Consider the following 18700-nt stretch of genomic DNA (forward strand, 5'->3'; position numbering starts at 1 on the left):
TGCCAATTCCTCGGCTTACGAGGTCTCCCGGGCTTTTGTCCCGCCGTGCGTCCGAAGGATTTCTCCCTTCGGGGGGCAGCTCTCGGACCAGCGCCTGAAACAGGCCGGAACCCTAGCCACCAACTCTGTGCCAATTGTTGCCCGAACGGACGGCATCTTTGAAGGTCCGCACGGCACAAACAATGTGCAATCCCTGGCGGTAGTTCGGTCAACTGCCCAGCGGCTCGGCGGCGTCGGTATGATCGTGTGGTCGCGACGACCGGACTTACCGATCTGCACAGACCGGCTACCGAGCTCGCCTGTATCTTCTGCGAGGCTTTCTCAGCGTCTGAAGTCCGCCTTCCGCTTTTCCTGAAAGGCGGCGACGCCTTCGGCGAATTCAGTGCTGCCGAAAGCGACGCCCTGGGCGAAGGCCTCGAGGGCGAAGAAGTGTTCGATCGGCTCGAACGCGCCGTTGACCAGCATCTTGGTGAGGCCGAGCGAAGTGGCGGGACCGGCGGCAAGATCAGCAGCGAGCTTCAGCGTTTCGTCCATCAGTGCATTTGCCGGCACCACACGCTTGGCGATGCCGAGCGCCAGCGCCTCATCCGCTTCGACCCGACGATTGGTGAGCAGGATGTCCTTGGCGCGCATCGCGCCGACCGCGCGCGGCAGCGTCAGCGCGAGGCCGAGATCCGGCGCGGCCCCGAGCCCGGGAAACGCCGCGCGGAAGTAAGCCTGCTCCGACATCAGCACGATGTCGCACAGCAGAGCCAGCGAGAACCCGGCGCCGGCGGCCGATCCGTTCACGGCGGCGATCACCGGCTTCTCGGCTGTGAGCAACATTTTGGCCCAGCCGTGCGTCACCTGCATCCGCCGCCGCACCTGCGGCGCGGCGCGCTCGCCCATATTGTTGATATCACCGCCGGCGCAGAACGAGCCCTCGCTGCCGGTGATCACCAGGCAGCGCACGGTGGGATCGGAGAGCAATTCCGGGATGCGGAGTTCGAGAGGCTGCTTGACCGCCGGTTGCAGTGCATTGCGCGTCGACGGGCTGTTGAGGCGAACCACCATGACGTCGGCATGGCGTTCGAACACGACGGCATCGCCGTCGGCTGCGCTGTTTGCAGGCATGTGTTTCCACCCTTGTTTCGTTTCCGGTGACGATAACGCAGTCGGCGACGATTTGCGAAAACGATTTTCGCAATGCTAAAACGCGTTCAAGCAACAACACGAACAGGGGGGAGCGCGACATGCAGTTGACGGCGGGCTTGCGCAAGGCGGCCTCGTTCCGCGCCGACGACATCGCGCTCGTGACCCCCGAGCGCAGCTTCAGCCATGGCGAGGTGCTGGACCGCGTGGCCCGGCTCGCAAGCGTGTTCCGCCGCTTCGGCATTGAAGCCGGCGAGCGGGTTGCGATCCTGGCGGCCAACGGCAACGCGTACATCGAGTGCTATTTCGCCGTGCTGTGGGCTGGCGGCGTCGTGGTGCCGACCAATTCGCGGTTCTCGATCGCCGAGATGATCGAGCAGGTGACGGACGCCGAGCCGAGGGTGCTGGTGAGCGATCGCAGCTTTCTCGATAGTGCGCTGCAACTCGCCGACGCCTGCCGCTGCATCACCGCCGTGGTCGCTGCCGCGCCGGGCGCTGCTGGGTTGCCTAAACTCTACGATTACGAGGCTGCGCTCGCGGACGAGAAGCCTTGCGCCGACGCAGGCCGTGGCAATGACGATCTCGCTTGCCTGTTCTACACTGGCGGTACGACAGGCCGCGCCAAGGGCGTGATGCTCAGCCACCGCAATCTGTGGGTCAACGCGGTGGTGACATCGCTGTCTTTCGGCTTCGATGAGACCACGGTGGCGCTGCACGCCGGGCCGCTGTTCCATCTCGGCGCTGGTGCTCGCGTCTACACCAACTCGATCATGGGCGGGCGCCACGTGGTGATCCCGCGGTTCTCGCCGAGCGACGTGCTGGCTGCGATCAGCCAGCACAAGGTGACGGTGGCGACCTTCGTGCCGACGATGCTCGGCATGATCCTGCAACTGCCGGATCTCGACAGTTACGATCTGTCGAGCCTGAAGCTGATCACCTACGGTGCTTCGCCGATGCCCGAAGCGGTGCTGCGGGAGTGCCTGCGGCGATTTCCGTCGATCAGGTTCGGCCAATCCTACGGCATGACCGAGCTGTCGCCGGTCGCGACCATCTTGTCGCCTGCCGATCATCTGCCGTCTGCGCCGCGGCATCGCCTGCGCTCGGCCGGCCGGCCCATCGTGTCGGCAGAAGTCAGGATCGTCGATGCCGAGGACCGCGAGCTGAAACCTGGCGAGGTCGGCGAGGTGGTGGTCCGTGGCCCAATGGTGATGATGGGCTATTGGAGACAGCCGGAGCTGACCGCGCAGGCGCTGCGCGGCGGATGGATGCACACCGGCGATTCCGGCCGGTTCGACACCGATGGCTATCTCTACATCTCCGACCGGATCAAGGACATGATCATCACCGGCGGCGAGAACGTGTATTCGATCGAGGTCGAGAACGCGATCGCGGCGCATCCCGACGTGCTGCAATGCGCGGTGATCGGTATCCCTCATGCCAAATGGGGCGAGGCGGTGCATGCGGTGGTGGTGCGCCGCGCCGGCTCTTCGCTGACGGCGGAGGAGCTGATCACGTTCTGCCGTTCGGTGATCGCCGACTACAAATCGCCACGCAGCATCGAATTCCGCGACGATCCGCTGCCGCTGTCGAGCGTCAACAAGATCAACAAGGCGGCGCTCCGCGCGCCGTATTGGAGCGACAAGGACCGGCGTGTGAATTGAGGCTCTGTCTCAGGCACAGCGTCAGCCACGCCGTCATTGCGAGGAGCGCAGCGACGAAGCAATCCAGCTCCCGTGCGCCGGACGATGGATTGCTTCGCTTCGCTCGCAATGACGGGGAGCCGTGCCTTTGCCGCGGGTAAGGACGACGGACCGCGCCGTTACCCGCCCAGCGCGGCGCTGATTGCTCTCGCTGCGTGTGCCAGCGCCGGGCCGTGGTGTTCGATCAGCTGCTGCTGCGACACCAGATAGGCCGGGCCACCGAAGCTCAAGGCATATACCGGGCCGCCATTCGGCGGCACGATTGCGGCGCCGACCGCGTTGATGTCCTTGCGCCACTCGCCGGTCGAGATGCAGAAGCCCAGTCGGGCCATCTCGCGCATCGACTTGGTGATCGATTTTTCGATCTTCGGCCAGTCTGAGCCATGATGCTCGCGCAATTCCGTCAGCAGCGCCCGGCGCTCATCCTCGCCGATCGTCGCCAGATAGGCTTTGCCGAGCGACGTTGTGGCGAGCGGCACGCGGGAGCCCGGTGGCAGCCGCAGGCCGATCAGCGCGTCGCTCTCGCAGCTTTCGATGTTCAGCATCATCAGCCGTTCGCGGGTGCCGAGCCCGACATGCAGCTGGCTGTCTTCGGCCAGCTTGGTCATGATCGGCAGTGCGGCTTTGCGGACGTCGAGATTGGCGAGCGCCGCGTAGCTCAGCGCCAGCGCGCGGGCGCCGAGCTGGTAGGTCGCCGAGCGCGGCTCGTAGGTAAGGTAGCCGAGCTGGATCAACGTGTGGGTCATCCGCGAGATCGTCGGCTTCGGCAATCCGGTGCGCTCGGCGAGTTCCTGATTGCCGAGCGCGCGGTCGCCGGCGCGAAACGCGCCGAGCACGTCGAGGCCGCGCGCCAGCGCCGAGACGAACAGTCGGCCGCCGGCATCATCGCGTTCGGCGGCGTCGGCGCGGGGGCGACGCGATGCGCGCTGCAACGATTGCCGCTCGGCGCGGCGTTGCGCGCGATCTTCCGAGCTCGCAGCAGGAGGTCGTTTCGCGACGTTCGCGCCACCGCGTCGCTTGGCGGCTGCGGGCCCGCGCGTGGTTGTCTTCGCCGCCATGATTTGTGGTTTCCGTGCGGCCCGGCCGCGAGTCAAAGATGTTTGCGAAAATCGATTTCGCATATTGTGCGACAGCCACCGCGGTGGCAAGCTGCACAAAAAACAAGAGGAAGCGGAAGGATGCCGATCGACCCCGCGCGCTTGCGCAACTGGCCCATTCCCGACATCGAGCAGAGCTATACGGAACGCGACACCATGTTGTACGCGCTCGGCGTCGGCTATGGCGACGCCCCGCTCGACGCGAAGCAACTGCGTTACGTCTACGAGCAGGATTTGCAAGTGCTGCCGTCGATGTCGGTGGTGCTCGGCTATCCGGGATTCTGGCTCGGCAATGAGGACACCGGCGTCGACTGGCGCAAGGTTCTGCATGGCGAGCAGGGGTTCGAGATTTTCAAGCCGCTGCCGCCGAAGGCGACGGTGGTGGGGCGTTCCCGCGTCACCGGTCTGTTCGACAAGGGCGCCGGCAAGGGCGCCGTGTTGTTGTCAGAGCGCGATGTCGTCGACAAGGCGACCGGCGAACTGCTGTGCCGCCTGACCTCGACCACGATGCTGCGCGGCGACGGCGGGTTCGGCGGCCCTTCGGGGCCGTTGCCGGTGCCGCACGCGCTGCCCGAGCGTGCGCCTGATCTGTCGCTGCGGATCGCGACCTCGCCACGCGCCGCGCTGCTGTATCGGCTGTCCGGCGACTACAATCCGCTGCACGCCGATCCCGAAGTCGCGCGCAAGGCCGGATTCGACAAGCCGATTCTACACGGGCTGTGCAGCTTCGGCGTGGTGTGCCGCGCCTTGGTCGAGCTGTGCTGCGATGGTGATCCGACGCGGCTGACCAAGATGCAGGTGCGGTTCTCATCGCCGGTGTATCCCGGCGAAACCATCGTCACCGAAGTGTGGAACGATGCAGAAGGGCGAGTTTCGTTCCGCGCCAAAGTGGCCGAACGGGATGTCGTTGTGATCAACAACGGTCTCGCCGCGGTTTCGTGACATCGCCCGGATTATTCCGCGTGCAGGAAAACGGTGCGGCTGGCTTCCAGGCTGGTCGCATCGCCGCAACAGCCTCCGCGCGACTGCGCGAGAACGACGCCGTCACAACGTAGGCTGGTAGTTAGGCCGGTGTTTAGAGAGTGACTTTCGGCGAGCATCACGTATAAGTCCGCCGACGCTGCAACAACAACGAACAACAAAGAGGAACGCCCGTGTCCATTTCCCGACGTTCATTCGGAATCGGTGCGACTGGTCTGGTGCTCGGAACGGTCGCAGCGCCCTGGGTTCGCAACGCCAGTGCCGAGCCGGCGCCGATCAAGATCGGCGTGATCAACTCGATGAGCGGTGGTCTGTCGGCCTACGCGCAGGAAGGCAAGCCGGCGTTCGACTACATCATCGACCAGATCAACAAGAACGGCGGCATCAAGAGCAAGGATGGCGCCAAGATTCAGTTGCTGCAGGCCGACGACGCCAGCCAGCCGGCGCGGACCGCGACCGAAGCGCGCCGCCTGATCACCGAAGAAAAGGTGCCGCTGCTCACCGGCACCATCCTCAGCGCCCAGATGCTGGCGCTGACGCCGGTACTCGACGAATTGAAGGTGCCGACGCTGTCGATCTGGGCCGGCGGCGCAAAGTCGAACTACATGTTCTCGCTCGGCTATCCGTATGACCGCGGCTACGCGCAGTCGATGCACGATTTCATCGTGTCGCTGCGTGACAATGACAAGTTCCCGATCAAGACTGCGGTGATGTGCTACTCGAACTACGAGGCCGGCCAGCAGGTCAACAAGTTCCTGGTGGAGAAGCTGAAGGCTAGCGGCATCGAAGTGATCGGCGAAGCGCCGCTCGACACCAAGGCGCAGGACCAGACCTCCGCGATGATCCGCATCCGCTCGCTGAAGCCGGACGTGGTCACCGGGTTGGTGACGCCGCGCGACGGCATTTTGATGCATCAGGCGCGCTATAACCTCAACTACCAGGGCAGCTTGTTCGTCGGCGGCACCGGCGGCTATTCGGACCTGTCGCTGTGGAAGGATCTCGGCCCGGAGATCGGCAAGGCGGTGCTGACGCGCAACCTGTTCGGCATGACCGGCTTCAGCGCCGGCGCCAAGATGGACTCGATGCAGAAGATCATCACCGAGCTGCGCGACGTCGCCAAGCTCGATCGCATCGGTCAGGGCGCGGTTCAATACGCCCAGGGAGCCCGCGTGCTGCAGCAGGTGCTGGAGAATGCCAAGTCGCTGGAGCCGGACGCGCTGCTCGAGGCTTTCAAGGGCTTCAAGATCCCGTTCGGCGATCCGCATCTCTACATCGCCAAGCCGAAGGGCCTACAGTTCGCCGAGGACCGTCTGCTGACCGACGGCTCGGCGATGATGATCCAGTGGATGCCGGATCAGAGCCAAGAGGTCGTGTTCCCGAAGGAGTTCGCACAGGCAGCTCCGCGTCCCAAGAGCTGATCTCGTCGTGGCCCTTCTCGAAGTCGACAACATCAGCAAACGCTTCGGCGGCCTGCTCGCGCTGAACGACGTCTCGTTCGGCGTCGAGAAGGGCGAGATCCTCGGCATTATCGGCCCCAACGGCGCCGGCAAGACGACGCTGTTCGGCGTCGTCTCCGGCTTCATTGCGCCGTCGAGCGGCGACGTCCGGTTCGACGGCCAGCGCATCACCGGCATTTCGCCCGACCGGCTGACGCGCCGCGGCTTGGTGCGCAGCTTCCAGATCGTCCAGACCTTCGCCGACATGACGACGCTGGAGGTCGTCACCACGGCGGCGCTGACCCGGAGGCCGTTGCGGCAGGCGATCGATTATGCAGCCGAGGTGCTCACGCGCGTCGGCCTCGGCGCCAAGCTCGATGAAACGCCGGCGACGCTGTCGCTGCAGGACAAGAAGCTGCTCGAGGTCGCCAAATGCGTCGCGACCGATCCGCAGTGCATCCTGCTCGACGAGGTGATGGCCGGCCTCACCATGGCCGAGACCGAAGCGCCGATGGCGATCATCCGGGAGCTCAACCGCTCCGGCGTCACCATTGTAATGGTCGAGCACGTCATGCCGGTGATCATGCGGATGGCGACTCGGATGGTGGTGATCAATTTCGGCGAGAAGATCGCCGAGGGCACGCCCGACGAGATCATCAAGGACCGCAAGGTGATCGACGCTTACTTCGGAGAGCATCTCGATGCTTGAGGTCGAAGGTCTGGTCGCAGGCTATGGCGGCTCGCCGATCCTGCGCGACGTGTCGCTCAGGCTCGCGTCCGGCGAAATCGTTGGCCTGCTCGGCGCCAACAATGCCGGCAAGACCACGCTGATCAACTGCCTGTCGGGGATCGTGACGCCGATGTCCGGCCGCATCCTGTTCGACGGGCAGGACGTCACCCGCGCCACGGCGCGCGAGCGCGTCGAACTCGGTATCATCCAGGTGCCCGAAGGGCGGCTGGTGTTTCCGGAGATGAGCGTGCGCGAGAATCTGCTGCTCGGCGGATTCTGCGACCGCGCCCGGCCGCATCGTCCGGCGCAGATGGAAAAGGTGCTGGATCTGTTCCCGCGGCTGAAGGAGCGGCTGACACAGGCGGCCGGCACGCTGTCCGGCGGCGAGCAGCAGATGCTGGCGATCGGCCGCGGGTTGATGGCGGAAGCGCGCATCCTGATGCTGGACGAGCCCTCGCTCGGCCTGTCGCCGCTGTTCGTTCAATACATCTTCGAGATCATCGACCAGTTGCACCAGAGCGGTCTCACCATGCTGCTGGTCGAGCAGAACCTCAATCTGACGCTTCGCCATGCGCAGCGCTGCTACGTGCTCGAACGCGGCCAGGTCGCGGTCGAGGGCGCGGCCGATTTGGTCAGGGACGATCCGCGCACGCGGCAGGCCTATCTGGGCCTGTGAACGGAGACGGCAAGTGAGCGAATTCTGGCAGGCCTTGGCGCAAGGCGTTCTGATCGGAAGCACCTACGGGCTGCTCGCGCTGGGCATGGGCCTGGTGTACGGCGTATCCGGCATCGTCAACTTCGCCCATGGCGATTTCATCTCCCTGGCGATGTTCATGGCGCTGGCGTTGTTCTCGGCGTTCGCGCTCGATCCTTACGTCTCGGCGCTGATCACCATTCCGGTGATGGCGCTGATCGGCGGGCTGGTCTATCGCTATCTGTTACGTCCGATGGCCGGGCACCAGTTTCTGATGATCGTGCAGCTCACGCTGGGTCTCAGCCTGGTGCTGCAGAACGGCATCCTGATGGTGTTCGGCGGTCAGCCGGCGCGCACGCCGTCGATCGTCGAATCCAAGCTGATCATCCTCGGCGACGTCGTGCTGCGGTTGCCGCATCTGATCGCATGTGCGGTCGCATTCGCGATGGCGATCGGGCTTTACGTGATGCTGCGCTCGACCGATTTCGGCCGCTCGATCCGTGCGGTGCATCAGAACGCGCGTGCCGCGGCGCTGATGGGGGTCGACGTCGGCCGCGTCCAGGTCGTCACCTTCGCGATTGGCGTCGCGATCCTCGCCGTCGCCGCGGCGCTGCTGCTGCCGGGCACGCCGATCACCCCGACCCAAGGCCTTCAGTACACCGTGATCACGCTGCTCGTTGTGGTGCTCGGCGGCATGACCAATTTCGTCAGCATCATGCTCAGCGGCCTGGTGATCGGCATCTCTGAGGCGTTCGGCCAGATCTACGTGTCGGATACGCTCGGCCGTCTGGTGCCTTACGCGATCTTCGTGCTGATCATGCTGTTCCGGCCGCAGGGCCTGACCTGGAGGACGTCATGATCGGCAAGGGCTTCTACCAGACCCTGGCGTCGCCGTGGCTGTGGGGCATTCTGGTTCTCGCGGCCTGCCTGCCGCTGGCGCTGAACAGCTACCATCTCCACCTTCTGACCCTGGCGCTGGTCTATGTGGCGCTGGCATCGGCCTGGAACATCGTCGGCGGCATGGCCGGTCAGGTGTCGCTGGCGCACAGCCTGTTCATCGGCATCGGCGCGATGCTGTCGACCGCGCTGCTGGTCAAGTTCGGCATCAACATGTGGGCCGGGCTGGTGATCTCCGCGGCGATCGCCGGCGCACTCGGCGCCATGATCGCCTGGATCGACTTCCGCTTTCAGCTCGGCCATCTCTCCTTCGTGCTGATCACGCTGGCATTCGCCGAGATGGGCGCGATCATCGTCGAAGGCTGGGAATTCCTCGGCGGCGCCTCAGGCTTGCTGCTGCCGCGTGACACCGGCGATTTCTGGGCGTTCCAATTCGGCGGCGGACGCGGTGCGTTCTGGGTGATGCTGGGACTGGCGGCCGCTGTGGTGCTGGTCAACGTCGCGATCCTCAATGCGCCGCTCGGCTATTATCTGCGCACCATCCGCGACAATGAGAAGGCCGCGCAGGCGATCGGCGTCAACGTGCTGCGCCACAAGATCACCGCGATGACGATCTCGGCGGTGCTGACCTCGATCGTCGGCACCTGTTATGTGCGCTATCTGACGTTTGCCGATCCATATCTGCTGGCGACTCCGACGATCACCATCGAGATCGTGCTGTTCGCCACCGTGGGCGGGCTCGGCCGCGCGTTCGGCCCGGCGCTAGGTGCGCTGCTGCTGGTGCCGCTCGGCGAGGTGCTGCGCGGCCAACTCGGCGGTGCGGTGCCGGGCCTGCACTACTTCATCTACGGCGTCGTCGTGATCGTGGTGATCCTCGTCACGCCGCGCGGCCTGCTGCCGCTCGCCGAACGGGCGTGGCGCAGCTTGCGCCGCCGCGGCCCGGAGCCGCGGCCGGCTTCAGCGTCTTAAGCCAGCCATCAACGGCCGGGAGCGACTACGCTCCCGGCGCCAGTGCTGCCCCCGCATCGCGGCGGCGAGCCGCGCGCGTCAGCTTGAAGCCTTCGATCAGGCCGTAGATCGCGGGGATCACGATCAGCGTCAGCAGTGTCGACGACACCATGCCGCCGATCATCGGCACGGCGATCCGCTGCATGATCTCGGACCCTGTGCCGCTGCTCCACAGGATCGGCAGCAGGCCGGCCATGATTGCCACCACCGTCATCATCTTCGGCCGGACGCGCTCGACCGCGCCCTCCATGATCGCGTCCTGCAGATCGCGCGGCGTCAACCGCTTGCCTTCTGCGGCGCATCGCGCTTTGGCGGCGGCCAGGGCGTGGTCGAGATAGATCAGCATCACCACACCGGTCTCGGCTGCGACGCCGGCCAGCGCGATGAAGCCGACCGCGACTGCGACCGACAGATTGAAGCCGAGCGCCCACATCAGCCACAGCCCGCCGACCAGCGCGAACGGCAGTGACAGCATCACGATCAGCGTTTCGGTCAGCGATCGGAAGTTGAGGTACAGCAGCAGGAAGATGATCGCGAGCGTGAGCGGCACCACGATCTTCAGCCGTGCGGTGGCGCGTTCGAGATATTCGTACTGCCCGCTCCAGGTCACATAGGTGCCGGGCGGGAAGCTGACGCCGGCCTGCACCGCCTGCTTGGCGTCGGCGACGTAGCCGCCGAGATCGCGGTCGCGGATGTCGACATAGATGTAGGTCGCGAGCTGGCCGTTCTCGGTGCGGATCGAGGTTGGGCCGCGCGCCGGCTGCACCGTCGCCACCTCGCCGAGCGGCACGGCGCCGCCGGCCGGTAGCGGCACCAGCACGTCGCGGGCAATTCCTTGCGGATCGTCGCGCAGCTCGCGTGGATAGCGCATGTTGACGGTGAAGCGCTGCCGGCCTTCCACCGTCGTGGTCACGGTTTGGCCGCCGAGCGCAGTGGCAATGGTGTCCTGCACGTCCTGGATCGCGAGGCCGTAGCGTGCGAGAGCCGTTCGATCCGGAACGATCTCCAGGTAATAGCCGCCGATGGCGCGTTCGGCATAGGCCGAGGAGGTGCCGGGGACGGTCTTCAGCGCGTGCTCGACCTGTTTGGCGAGGCGGTCGATCTCGACCAGATCGGTACCGATCACTTTGACGCCCACCGGCGTGCGGATGCCAGTCGACAGCATGTCGATCCGCGCCTTGATCGGCATTGTCCAGGCATTGGAGACGCCGGGGAATTGCAGCGCCTTGTCCATCTCGGCAATCAGCCCGTCGGTGGTCAGACCCGGTCGCCATTCTGCTTTCGGCTTGAGGTTGATCACCGTCTCGAACATTTCGGTCGGCGCCGGATCGGTCGCAGTCGAAGCGCGGCCGGCCTTGCCGTACACCGAGGCGACCTCGGGGAAGCCGCGGATGATGCGATCCTGCATCTGCAGCAGCTCGGCCGCCTTGGTGATCGACAGGCCGGGCAGGGTGGTCGGCATGTAGAGCAGCGTGCCTTCGTCGAGCGCGGGCATGAACTCGGTGCCGAGTTGGCGCGCCGGCCAAATCGAGACGCCGAGCACCACCAGCGCCAGCACCATCACCAGCGTCTTGGCGCGCAGCACGCCGCGGATCACCGGACGATAGATCCAGATCAGCGCCCGGTTGATGATGTTGCGATGCTCAGGGACGATCTTGCCGCGGACGAAGATCACCATCAGGGCCGGCACCAGCGTCACCGACAGCAGCGCCGCTGCCGCCATCGCGAACGTCTTGGTGAAGGCGAGCGGTCCGAACAGCCGGCCCTCCTGCGATTCCAACGTGAAGATCGGCAGGAACGACACGGTGATGATCAAGAGGCTGAAGAACAGCGCCGGTCCGACCTCGGAGGCGGCCTCGATCAGGATCGCGACGCGTGATTTGCCCGGCTCGGCGCGCTCCAGGTGCTTATGGGCGTTCTCGATCATCACGATCGCGGCGTCGACCATGGCGCCGATGGCGATCGCGATGCCGCCGAGGCTCATGATGTTGGAGCCGAGGCCGAGCAGCTTCATTGCGGCGAAGGCCATCAGCACGCCGATCGGCAGCATCAGGATCGCCACCAGCGCGCTGCGGACGTGCAGGAGGAAGATGATGCACACCGCGGCGACCACCAGGCTCTCTTCGAGCAGCGTGTGCTTCAGCGTATCGATGGCGCTGTAGATCAGCGTCGAACGGTCATACACCGGCACGATCTCGACCGATTTCGGCAGGCTGCTGGCGATCTCCTGGAAGCGTTTCTTGACGTGCTCGATCACATCGAGCGCGTTGACGCCGAAGCGCTGCAGCACGATGCCGCTCGCGACTTCGCCTTCGCCGTTGAGCTCGGCGATGCCGCGGCGCTCATCGGGGCCGAGCTCGACACGCGCCACATCCTTCAGCAGCACCGGTGTGCCGCCGCTGGCCTTCAGCACGATGTTGCCGAGGTCGTTGATGTCCTTGATGTAGCCCTTGCCGCGGATGACGTATTCGAACTCCGACAGTTCGACGGTGCGGCCACCGACATCGGCATTCGAGGCGCGGATCGCCTCGCGCATCCGCGCCATGGTGATGCCGCGGTCACGCATCCGCTGCGGATCTAGCACCACATTGTACTGCTTGACGAAGCCACCGATGCTCGCGACCTCGGCAACGCCTTCGGCCTTGGCCAGCGCAAACCGCAAATTCCAGTCCTGGATGGTGCGGGTGTCTGCAAGGTTCAGCTGTTTCGACATCACCGCGTACTGATAGACCCAGCCGACGCCGGTGGCGTCCGGGCCGATGCTCGGCGCGACGCCTGCCGGCAGGCGTGACGCGGCGCCGTTGAGGAATTCCAGCACCCGCGACCGCGCCCAGTAGATGTCGGTGCCGTCCTCGAAGATTACATAGACGAACGACACGCCGAAGAACGAGAAGCCGCGCACCACCTTCGACTTCGGCACCGTCAGCATCGCGGTGGTCAGCGGATAGGTGACCTGATCCTCGATTACCTGCGGCGCCTGCCCGGGATATTCGGTGTAGACGACGACCTGGGTGTCGGAGAGATCCGGAATGGCGTCGAGCGGCAGATGCAGCAGGGCGTAGAGGCCCGCAGCCGCTGCGAAGCCGGTGCCGAACAGCACCAGCAACAGGTTGCGTGCCGACCAGGCGATGATCCGGGCAATCATGGCTGGGCTCCGGCGTGGTCGTGTGCGTGATTGTGAGACGACGCCTGCGGCTCGTTGGTGGGGGCGTTCGCTCCGTCGGCAAAGCCCTTTAGCGCGGCCTTCAGATTGCTCTCGGAGTCGATCAGGAAGTTGGCGGAGGTGACCACTGCCTCGCCTTCGTCGATGCCGTGTTTGACCTCGACGACGCCGTCGCCGCGGCGTCCGAGCGTCACCGTCCGCGGCTCGAACCGGCCGTCGCCCTTGTCCACCAGCACGATGCGGCGGCTGCCATTATCAAGCACGGCGGAAGTGGGGATCGTCAGCGCCGGTGCATTGCCGGCGATGTCAATCTCGGCATCGACATACATGTCCGGCAGCAGCTTCAGGTCCGGGTTTGCCAGCTCGACGCGCAGTCGCGTGGTGCGGGTGTCGCGATTGACTTGCGGATAGATCACCGCAATCGTTCCGGACAGCGCGCGATCCGGGAAGGCGCGCGCCCGGATCGTTACCTTCTGGCCGACAGCGAGAGAGCCGAGATCGCGTTCAGCGACGTCGACCAGCGCCCACACCGTCGAGATGTCAGCGATCCGAAACAGCACATCGCCGACATTGGCGCGCATACCGTCGATTGCATTGCGCTCCAGCACGATGCCGTCGCGCGGCGCGCGCCATTGCACCGTCACCGGCGCGGTCCGCGTCCGTTCCAATTCGGCGATGGTCTCGTCGGGCACGTCGAGATTAACCAGCCGCTGCCGCGAGCCGCGGCCGAACGCTTCGATCGTGCTGGTGGTCTTCGAGTTGATGGTCGACAGATATTCGGCTGCAGCCGACGCGATTGCCGAGCTGTAGATCTGCATCAGCGGCTGCCCGGCCTTGACGAAGCTGCCGGTGGTGACGTCGGCGATCTTCTCGACGAAGCTCTCGCTGCGCATCGCGATCACCGAGACGCGGCGCTCGTCGAGCTGGATCACGCCCGGCGCCTTCACCATCACATGCAGGGCGCGGCGTTCGGCGGACTCGGATTTGACGCCGCTGCGCTGGATCTTGCCGGGCGACAGCTTCACCGTGCCATCCGCACTGTCTTCGCCCTCATAGACGGGGACGTAGTCCATCCCCATCGAGTCCTTCTTCGGCACCTTCGAGATGTCGGGCAGCCCCATCGGATTGCGGTAGTACAGGATCTTGCGGGTGGGATCGGCCGCGGGCTTCGGCGCCGGCTGCGCAGAGGGCTCGTCGGCCTCATACACCGGCAGATAAGCGCGGCCTTGCGCATCGGCCTTCGGCACCGCCGACCAGCGCGGCGCGCCGGATGAATCGCGGTAGTACAGCGGCGATCGCTCGTCAGCCGCGGCAGGCGACGCGAGACAGAGTCCAATCAGAAACAGCAGTGAGGGTCGCAGCTTGGTCATGACGTGCACCGTCGCGCGCCGCGAGGGCGCATCCGAATTCGGGAGATGTGAAGGACGGCGGCGCCGCGGCTGCGGCGCCGCGCTGGCCTATTTGAACGCCTTGACGATCACCTTGCCGGTGACGGTCTCAGGCTCGCCCTGGACCTTCGCCGACAGCGTGATCTGGTAGCGGCCGGCCATCGGCAGGTCGGTCTTGAAGGCGTAGACGCCGGGCTCCGGCGACGGCAGCGCCGTCACCGGCGACACCATGTCGGCCATGTTGTCCGGCGCCATGTCGACGCGGGTCTTGAAGATCACCGCGCCTTCCACCGGCTTGCCGGTGGTCTTGTGGGTGAGGCGGATCGCGACGGTGACGTCGTCGCCCTTCTTCATCTCGGGGGTCTTGGGCTCGAAGGCGTAGTCACCCGCGCCGGCCATTGTGGCGGTCGCAAACAGGGTGAGCGCGGCGGCGCAGGCCGCTGCGGTGCTGAATTTCGCAGTCATTATGATCTCCAAACGCGTCTGATCTCGTGCTGCGGGCGAACGGCACGCAGCATTTATCGGCGCGGGCGAAAAGCTCGCGCGGCGGTCAGCGAGAGATCAGACGCGAGGAGGCCGGAACGGCGGGCTGCCGGCGTGGTCCGGCACGAACAGGTCGGCCGGGGGGAACACCGTGCCGGCGCGTTGGGCGATGAACTTCACCGGCACCGTAGCCACCGGCGAGAAGCCGACCGAGGCGCCGACGCAGCAGAACCCGAGCGGGCACTTGGCCGGATGTTTCGGCAGGGAGGGCGTTACTGGCGCTGCATCGGCGGTGGCGCCGTGGCAAGATTCGACGGCGGCGGCGGGCTGGGTGCCAGCGTGATGCTCGTGGTGCTGGACGTGCTGCGCGGCTTCCACCGGTCCGGTAGGCAGCATGACGGCCGACGCCGAGCCGACCGGCAAAGCTGCCAGCGACAACGCCATCATCAGCGCCAAGATTGTCCGGAGCAGTCGCATCCCGCTTTCAGCTCGCCAAGGGCTATCGGTCCTCCGATAGCACGACGTCAGAGGTAAGACTTGTCACGCGTCAATTTCAAGACCGACGCTTATGGAAGGTGCGACGGTCTCGATTTTGATCAGTATACCCCTATAGGGTATCCAGGCGCAAGGGTGCCGTTTCGGCCACGGGGCTGGGCGCGCGCCGGGCGCCGCATCGAGGCCTTCCTGGTGCGGTGACACCTGTCCGTCGCCTGCTGCCGGCCCTGCAGTGGCCGCCGGGCCACAATTCCACATCCATCTAAAGAATTATTCTCGTGGCGGGAAGGAACTCATTCTTCGGCAGCCGCCTTCAAGAAAATTCACTGCTAATCGCCAGGGCTGAATCGACAGCAATGAGTTGAGTGCATCTGTTAGTAGAAATCTATTCTATTAGTTGTGTGGTTGGCGACAGATCGCTGACATGGACACAACTCAAATCTTCTCCTATTCCGCGAAGGTGGTCCATTTGAGCGACGCGCCGGCACTTGGGTGCCGCGGCGCCGAGGGTAGTGATTCATGACTGAAGATACCGAAGTCCGCAGGACGCTCGCTGAAGGTGCTGCGCGCCAACTCGCCAACGCGACCAAGACCCGCGCGCAATGGGGCGGCATCTCACCGCGCTGGCTGGTGCCGCTATTGCAATGGACTCCGGTCGAGGCTGGCATCTTCCGTCTCAATCGCGTCAAGGAAACGCGCGGCGCGACCGCATCTGCCTCGTTCGATGTTGAATGCAGCCCGCGGCGCGACCGCGATCCGGATCTGCCGGAGACCTTCGTCGACTACGAGGAGCATCCGCGCGAGTACTTTCTCAACGCGGTGACGACCGTGCTCGACGTCCAGACCCGCGTGTCCGACCTCTACAGCCATCCGTTCGATCAGATCCAGGAGCAACTCCGGCTGCTGATCGAGAAGGTCAAGGAGCGCCAGGAAGGCGAACTGATCAACAACGCCGAGTATGGCCTGCTCGCCAACACCGCGCCGTCGCAGCGGATTTCGACCCGGAAGGGCCCGCCGACCCCGGACGATCTCGACGAACTGATCACCAAGGTCTGGAAGGAGCCGGCGTTCTTCCTGGCGCATCCGCGCGCGATCGCTGCGTTCGGGCGCGAGTGCACCCGCCGCGGCGTGCCGCCGCCGACCATCAACATGTTCGGCTCGCCGTTCCTCACCTGGCGCGGGCTGCCGCTGGTGCCGTCCGACAAGGTGCCGTTCGACGAAGCTGGCCGCACCAAGATCCTGCTGCTGCGCACCGGCGAGAAGAAGCAGGGCGTGGTTGGCCTGTTCCAGCCCGGCGTGCCCGGCGAAGTGGCGCCGAGCCTGTCGGTGCGGTTCATGGGCATCAACCGCAAGGCGATCGCCTCGTATCTGATCTCGCTGTACTGCTCGCTGGCGGTGCTGACCGAGGACGCGCTCGGTGTGCTCGATGACGTCGAGGTCGGTACGTATCATGAGTACACCTGAGCCGACTATGCCGCATCCGGGCTCTGCGGCTCTGCCGCAAGGCGGAGCGCTGCCGCATCCGGCGTCGCTGGAGCAGGCGTCCGCCGCAGCGGTCGGTGCACCGGATGTCGCCTCGATCGCGCGGCTGGCCAACGCGTTTTTCTCAGCTTTGCCGACCGGGGCGGTGCCGGAGCCCGGTGCGGCGCTCGGCTCGGCGCCACTGTTTGCCGCCGAGCCGCTGCACAATGCGATTCCAGGCACGCCGGCGCTATCGCCCTCCTATAAGCCGAACCACAATCCCGGCGCGGCCTCGCCGATCCCCACCGTGGGCGCGGCGCGGCCGTCGGCACCGATCTTCGCGCTCGATCCTAATCTGGCGCCGGAGCCGACCACGGCGGTTGGCTCGTTGCCGCAGGAGCTGAAGGTGCCGCTCGCGGCTCCGCCGGTGGCGCCGCCGCCTCCGTCTGCACCGGCGGTACAGCCGGTGTTCGCGCGCGACACTGATCTGGCTGCGCTGCCCGGCCGGCTGGACGAATCCCGCAGCTTCGTGCCGCGCACTGCATTGCCGAGCGCGGGGCCATTCGGTGCCGACGCCGCGGCGACGGCAGCGCCGTTGTACTTTCTCGCCGACTATCCGGCCCTGGCCCATGCGACGCCGGCATCAGCCGCGCCGCCCCGTGTCGAGACCTTCGACCTCACCGGGCTGGCGCCGCAGCATCGCCCCGACGTTCATGTGCTCGATCTGTCCGGTGCACGGCCGTTCGACGCCAACGTCTTCAAGCGTGATTTCCCGATCCTGCGCGAGACCGTCAATGGTCGGCCGCTGGTGTGGCTCGACAACGGCGCCACGACGCAGAAGCCACAATGCGTGATCGATCGGCTGGTGCATTTCTACACGCACGAGAACTCCAACATCCATCGTGCCGCCCACACGCTGGCGGCACGGTCGACCGATGCCTATGAGGCGGCCCGCGACAAGGTGCGCGGCTTCATCAACGCGCCCTCGGTGAAGGATATCGTGTTCGTGCGCGGCGCCACCGAGGCGATCAACCTCGTGGCGCAGGCCTGGGGCCGCCGCAATGTCGGCGAAGGCGACGAGATCGTGGTGTCGCATCTCGAGCACCACGCCAACATCGTGCCGTGGCAGCAGCTCGCCGCCGAGAAGGGCGCTCGCTTGCGCGTTGCGCCGGTCGACGATCACGGCGAGATCCTGCTCGACGAATACGAAAAGCTGCTCGGGCCGAAGACCAAGATCGTCGCGTTCACGCAAGTCTCCAACGCGCTCGGCACGGTCACCCCGGTCGCGGAGATGACCGCGCTGGCGCACCGATACGGAGCCAAGGTGTTGGTCGACGGCGCCCAAGGCGTCTGCCATATGCCGGTCGACGTCCAGGCGCTGGATGTCGATTTCTACGCCTTCTCCGGTCACAAGATGTTCGCGCCGACCGGCATCGGCGTGCTGTACGGCAAGGCCGATGTCCTCGAAGCGATGCCGCCGTGGCAGGGCGGCGGCAACATGATCGCTGACGTCACGTTCGAGAAGACGATCTTCCAGGGGCCGCCGGATCGGTTCGAAGCCGGCACCGGCAATATCGCCGATGCGGTCGGGCTCGGCGCAGCGATCGATTACTTGACCCGCATTGGCATGGCCAACATTGCGGCGCACGAGCACGAACTGCTCGCCTATGGCACCGAGCACCTGCTGACGGTGCCGGGCCTCAAGCTGATCGGCACCGCGCGCGAGAAGGCCGGCATCCTGTCGTTCGTGCTCGACGGTTGCCGAAGCGAGGATGTCGGTAAGGCGCTCGACCGCGAAGGCATCGCAGTTCGAGCCGGCCATCATTGCGCCCAGCCGATCCTGCGCCGGTTCGGGCTGGAAAGCACGGTGCGGCCGTCGCTCGCCCTTTACAACACCCATGACGACATCGACGCGCTGGTCGACGCATTGCGGCGATTGCAGAGTGGACGAGGTGTGCGAGCGTGATGGTCGTTGACCGAACGAAGCACTCATCAGGCTCGTCATTGCGAGCGGAGCGAAGCAATCCAGTGCCCTG

Annotated in this window: 15 protein-coding genes and 1 riboswitch; of the genes, 9 read left to right on the forward strand and 6 right to left on the reverse strand. The window is 65.5% G+C overall.

All coding sequences use genetic code 11. From position 1 onward, the window contains the following. Positions 1–22 precede the first annotated feature (22 nt). Positions 23–127: riboswitch (guanidine-I (ykkC/yxkD leader) on the reverse strand. A gap of 194 nt (positions 128–321) precedes the next feature. Further along, positions 322–1113 carry an enoyl-CoA hydratase/isomerase family protein gene (locus LRC39_RS07000; protein WP_346296764.1) on the reverse strand — a complete coding sequence of 264 codons (792 nt, stop codon included), beginning with the start codon at positions 1111–1113 and terminating at the stop codon, positions 322–324. A gap of 119 nt (positions 1114–1232) precedes the next feature. Here LRC39_RS07000 and LRC39_RS07005 point away from each other — a divergent pair, with 119 nt between their 5' ends. Beyond that, a complete protein-coding gene (locus LRC39_RS07005) occupies positions 1233–2792 on the forward strand; it encodes a class I adenylate-forming enzyme family protein (RefSeq protein WP_346296765.1) in 1560 nt (519 codons plus the stop codon). A gap of 158 nt (positions 2793–2950) precedes the next feature. Here the strand turns inward: LRC39_RS07005 and LRC39_RS07010 are convergent, their stop codons facing one another. Then, entirely contained in the window at positions 2951–3763 is an 813-nt protein-coding gene (locus LRC39_RS07010) for an IclR family transcriptional regulator (protein WP_346296766.1), read from the reverse strand. A 246-nt stretch (positions 3764–4009) separates the two neighbouring features. Here LRC39_RS07010 and LRC39_RS07015 point away from each other — a divergent pair, with 246 nt between their 5' ends. The 6 genes from LRC39_RS07015 (at position 4010) to LRC39_RS07040 (ending at position 9635) form a co-directional block, all read left to right on the forward strand. Further along, positions 4010–4870: a MaoC/PaaZ C-terminal domain-containing protein gene (locus LRC39_RS07015; protein WP_346296767.1), complete on the forward strand. Its 861-nt coding sequence runs from the start codon at positions 4010–4012 to the stop codon at positions 4868–4870. A gap of 212 nt (positions 4871–5082) precedes the next feature. Next, positions 5083–6327 (forward strand): ABC transporter substrate-binding protein, encoded by a 1245-nt coding sequence (locus LRC39_RS07020; RefSeq protein ID WP_346296768.1) that lies wholly within the window; start codon positions 5083–5085, stop codon positions 6325–6327. Positions 6328–6334: 7 nt separating this feature from the next. Continuing rightward, on the forward strand, positions 6335–7054 hold the full coding sequence (locus LRC39_RS07025; protein WP_107343456.1) for an ABC transporter ATP-binding protein: 720 nt from the start codon (positions 6335–6337) through the stop codon (positions 7052–7054). Further along, positions 7047–7751: an ABC transporter ATP-binding protein gene (locus LRC39_RS07030; RefSeq protein ID WP_346296769.1), complete on the forward strand. Its 705-nt coding sequence runs from the start codon at positions 7047–7049 to the stop codon at positions 7749–7751. The genes LRC39_RS07025 and LRC39_RS07030 overlap by 8 nt, the downstream gene beginning before the upstream one ends. A 13-nt stretch (positions 7752–7764) precedes the next feature. Further along, positions 7765–8628, forward strand: a complete 864-nt coding sequence (locus LRC39_RS07035) for a branched-chain amino acid ABC transporter permease (protein ID WP_107354668.1) — start codon at positions 7765–7767, stop codon at positions 8626–8628. Further along, positions 8625–9635 (forward strand): branched-chain amino acid ABC transporter permease, encoded by a 1011-nt coding sequence (locus tag LRC39_RS07040; protein ID WP_164635141.1) that lies wholly within the window; start codon positions 8625–8627, stop codon positions 9633–9635. The genes LRC39_RS07035 and LRC39_RS07040 overlap by 4 nt, the downstream gene beginning before the upstream one ends. A 25-nt stretch (positions 9636–9660) precedes the next feature. On the opposite strand, the gene LRC39_RS07045 is transcribed toward LRC39_RS07040, so the two are convergent. From LRC39_RS07045 to LRC39_RS07060, 4 genes are all read right to left on the reverse strand, one after another. Continuing rightward, a complete protein-coding gene (locus LRC39_RS07045) occupies positions 9661–12819 on the reverse strand; it encodes an efflux RND transporter permease subunit (RefSeq protein ID WP_346296770.1) in 3159 nt (1052 codons plus the stop codon). Further along, positions 12816–14207, reverse strand: coding sequence for an efflux RND transporter periplasmic adaptor subunit (locus tag LRC39_RS07050; RefSeq protein ID WP_346296771.1), 1392 nt, complete (start codon positions 14205–14207; stop codon positions 12816–12818). The genes LRC39_RS07045 and LRC39_RS07050 overlap by 4 nt, the downstream gene beginning before the upstream one ends. Positions 14208–14294: 87 nt before the next feature. After that, entirely contained in the window at positions 14295–14690 is a 396-nt protein-coding gene (locus LRC39_RS07055; RefSeq protein ID WP_346296772.1) for a FixH family protein, read from the reverse strand. Between the two features lie 96 nt (positions 14691–14786). Beyond that, positions 14787–15185 (reverse strand): hypothetical protein, encoded by a 399-nt coding sequence (locus tag LRC39_RS07060; protein ID WP_346296773.1) that lies wholly within the window; start codon positions 15183–15185, stop codon positions 14787–14789. A 537-nt stretch (positions 15186–15722) separates the two neighbouring features. On the opposite strand from LRC39_RS07060, the gene LRC39_RS07065 reads away from it, so the two are divergent. Then, positions 15723–16667: a family 2A encapsulin nanocompartment shell protein gene (locus tag LRC39_RS07065; RefSeq protein WP_230762352.1), complete on the forward strand. Its 945-nt coding sequence runs from the start codon at positions 15723–15725 to the stop codon at positions 16665–16667. Then, a complete protein-coding gene (locus LRC39_RS07070; protein WP_346296774.1) occupies positions 16654–18630 on the forward strand; it encodes a family 2A encapsulin nanocompartment cargo protein cysteine desulfurase in 1977 nt (658 codons plus the stop codon). Before LRC39_RS07065 ends, LRC39_RS07070 begins: the two co-directional genes overlap by 14 nt. Positions 18631–18700 lie beyond the last annotated feature (70 nt).

This window comes from Rhodopseudomonas sp. P1 (assembly GCF_039642825.1).
Classification (GTDB): Bacteria; Pseudomonadota; Alphaproteobacteria; order Rhizobiales; family Xanthobacteraceae; genus Rhodopseudomonas; species Rhodopseudomonas palustris_H.

Coding starts and splice junctions, on each gene's coding strand:
- LRC39_RS07050 (WP_346296771.1), bottom strand. CDS start 14,207: ATGACCAAGCTGCGACCCTCACTGCTGTTTCTGATTGGACTCTGTCTC.
- LRC39_RS07045 (WP_346296770.1), bottom strand. CDS start 12,819: ATGATTGCCCGGATCATCGCCTGGTCGGCACGCAACCTGTTGCTGGTG.
- LRC39_RS07005 (WP_346296765.1), top strand. CDS start 1,233: ATGCAGTTGACGGCGGGCTTGCGCAAGGCGGCCTCGTTCCGCGCCGAC.
- LRC39_RS07055 (WP_346296772.1), bottom strand. CDS start 14,690: ATGACTGCGAAATTCAGCACCGCAGCGGCCTGCGCCGCCGCGCTCACC.
- LRC39_RS07040 (WP_164635141.1), top strand. CDS start 8,625: ATGATCGGCAAGGGCTTCTACCAGACCCTGGCGTCGCCGTGGCTGTGG.
- LRC39_RS07060 (WP_346296773.1), bottom strand. CDS start 15,185: ATGCGACTGCTCCGGACAATCTTGGCGCTGATGATGGCGTTGTCGCTG.
- LRC39_RS07065 (WP_230762352.1), top strand. CDS start 15,723: ATGACTGAAGATACCGAAGTCCGCAGGACGCTCGCTGAAGGTGCTGCG.
- LRC39_RS07015 (WP_346296767.1), top strand. CDS start 4,010: ATGCCGATCGACCCCGCGCGCTTGCGCAACTGGCCCATTCCCGACATC.
- LRC39_RS07030 (WP_346296769.1), top strand. CDS start 7,047: ATGCTTGAGGTCGAAGGTCTGGTCGCAGGCTATGGCGGCTCGCCGATC.
- LRC39_RS07070 (WP_346296774.1), top strand. CDS start 16,654: ATGAGTACACCTGAGCCGACTATGCCGCATCCGGGCTCTGCGGCTCTG.
- LRC39_RS07000 (WP_346296764.1), bottom strand. CDS start 1,113: ATGCCTGCAAACAGCGCAGCCGACGGCGATGCCGTCGTGTTCGAACGC.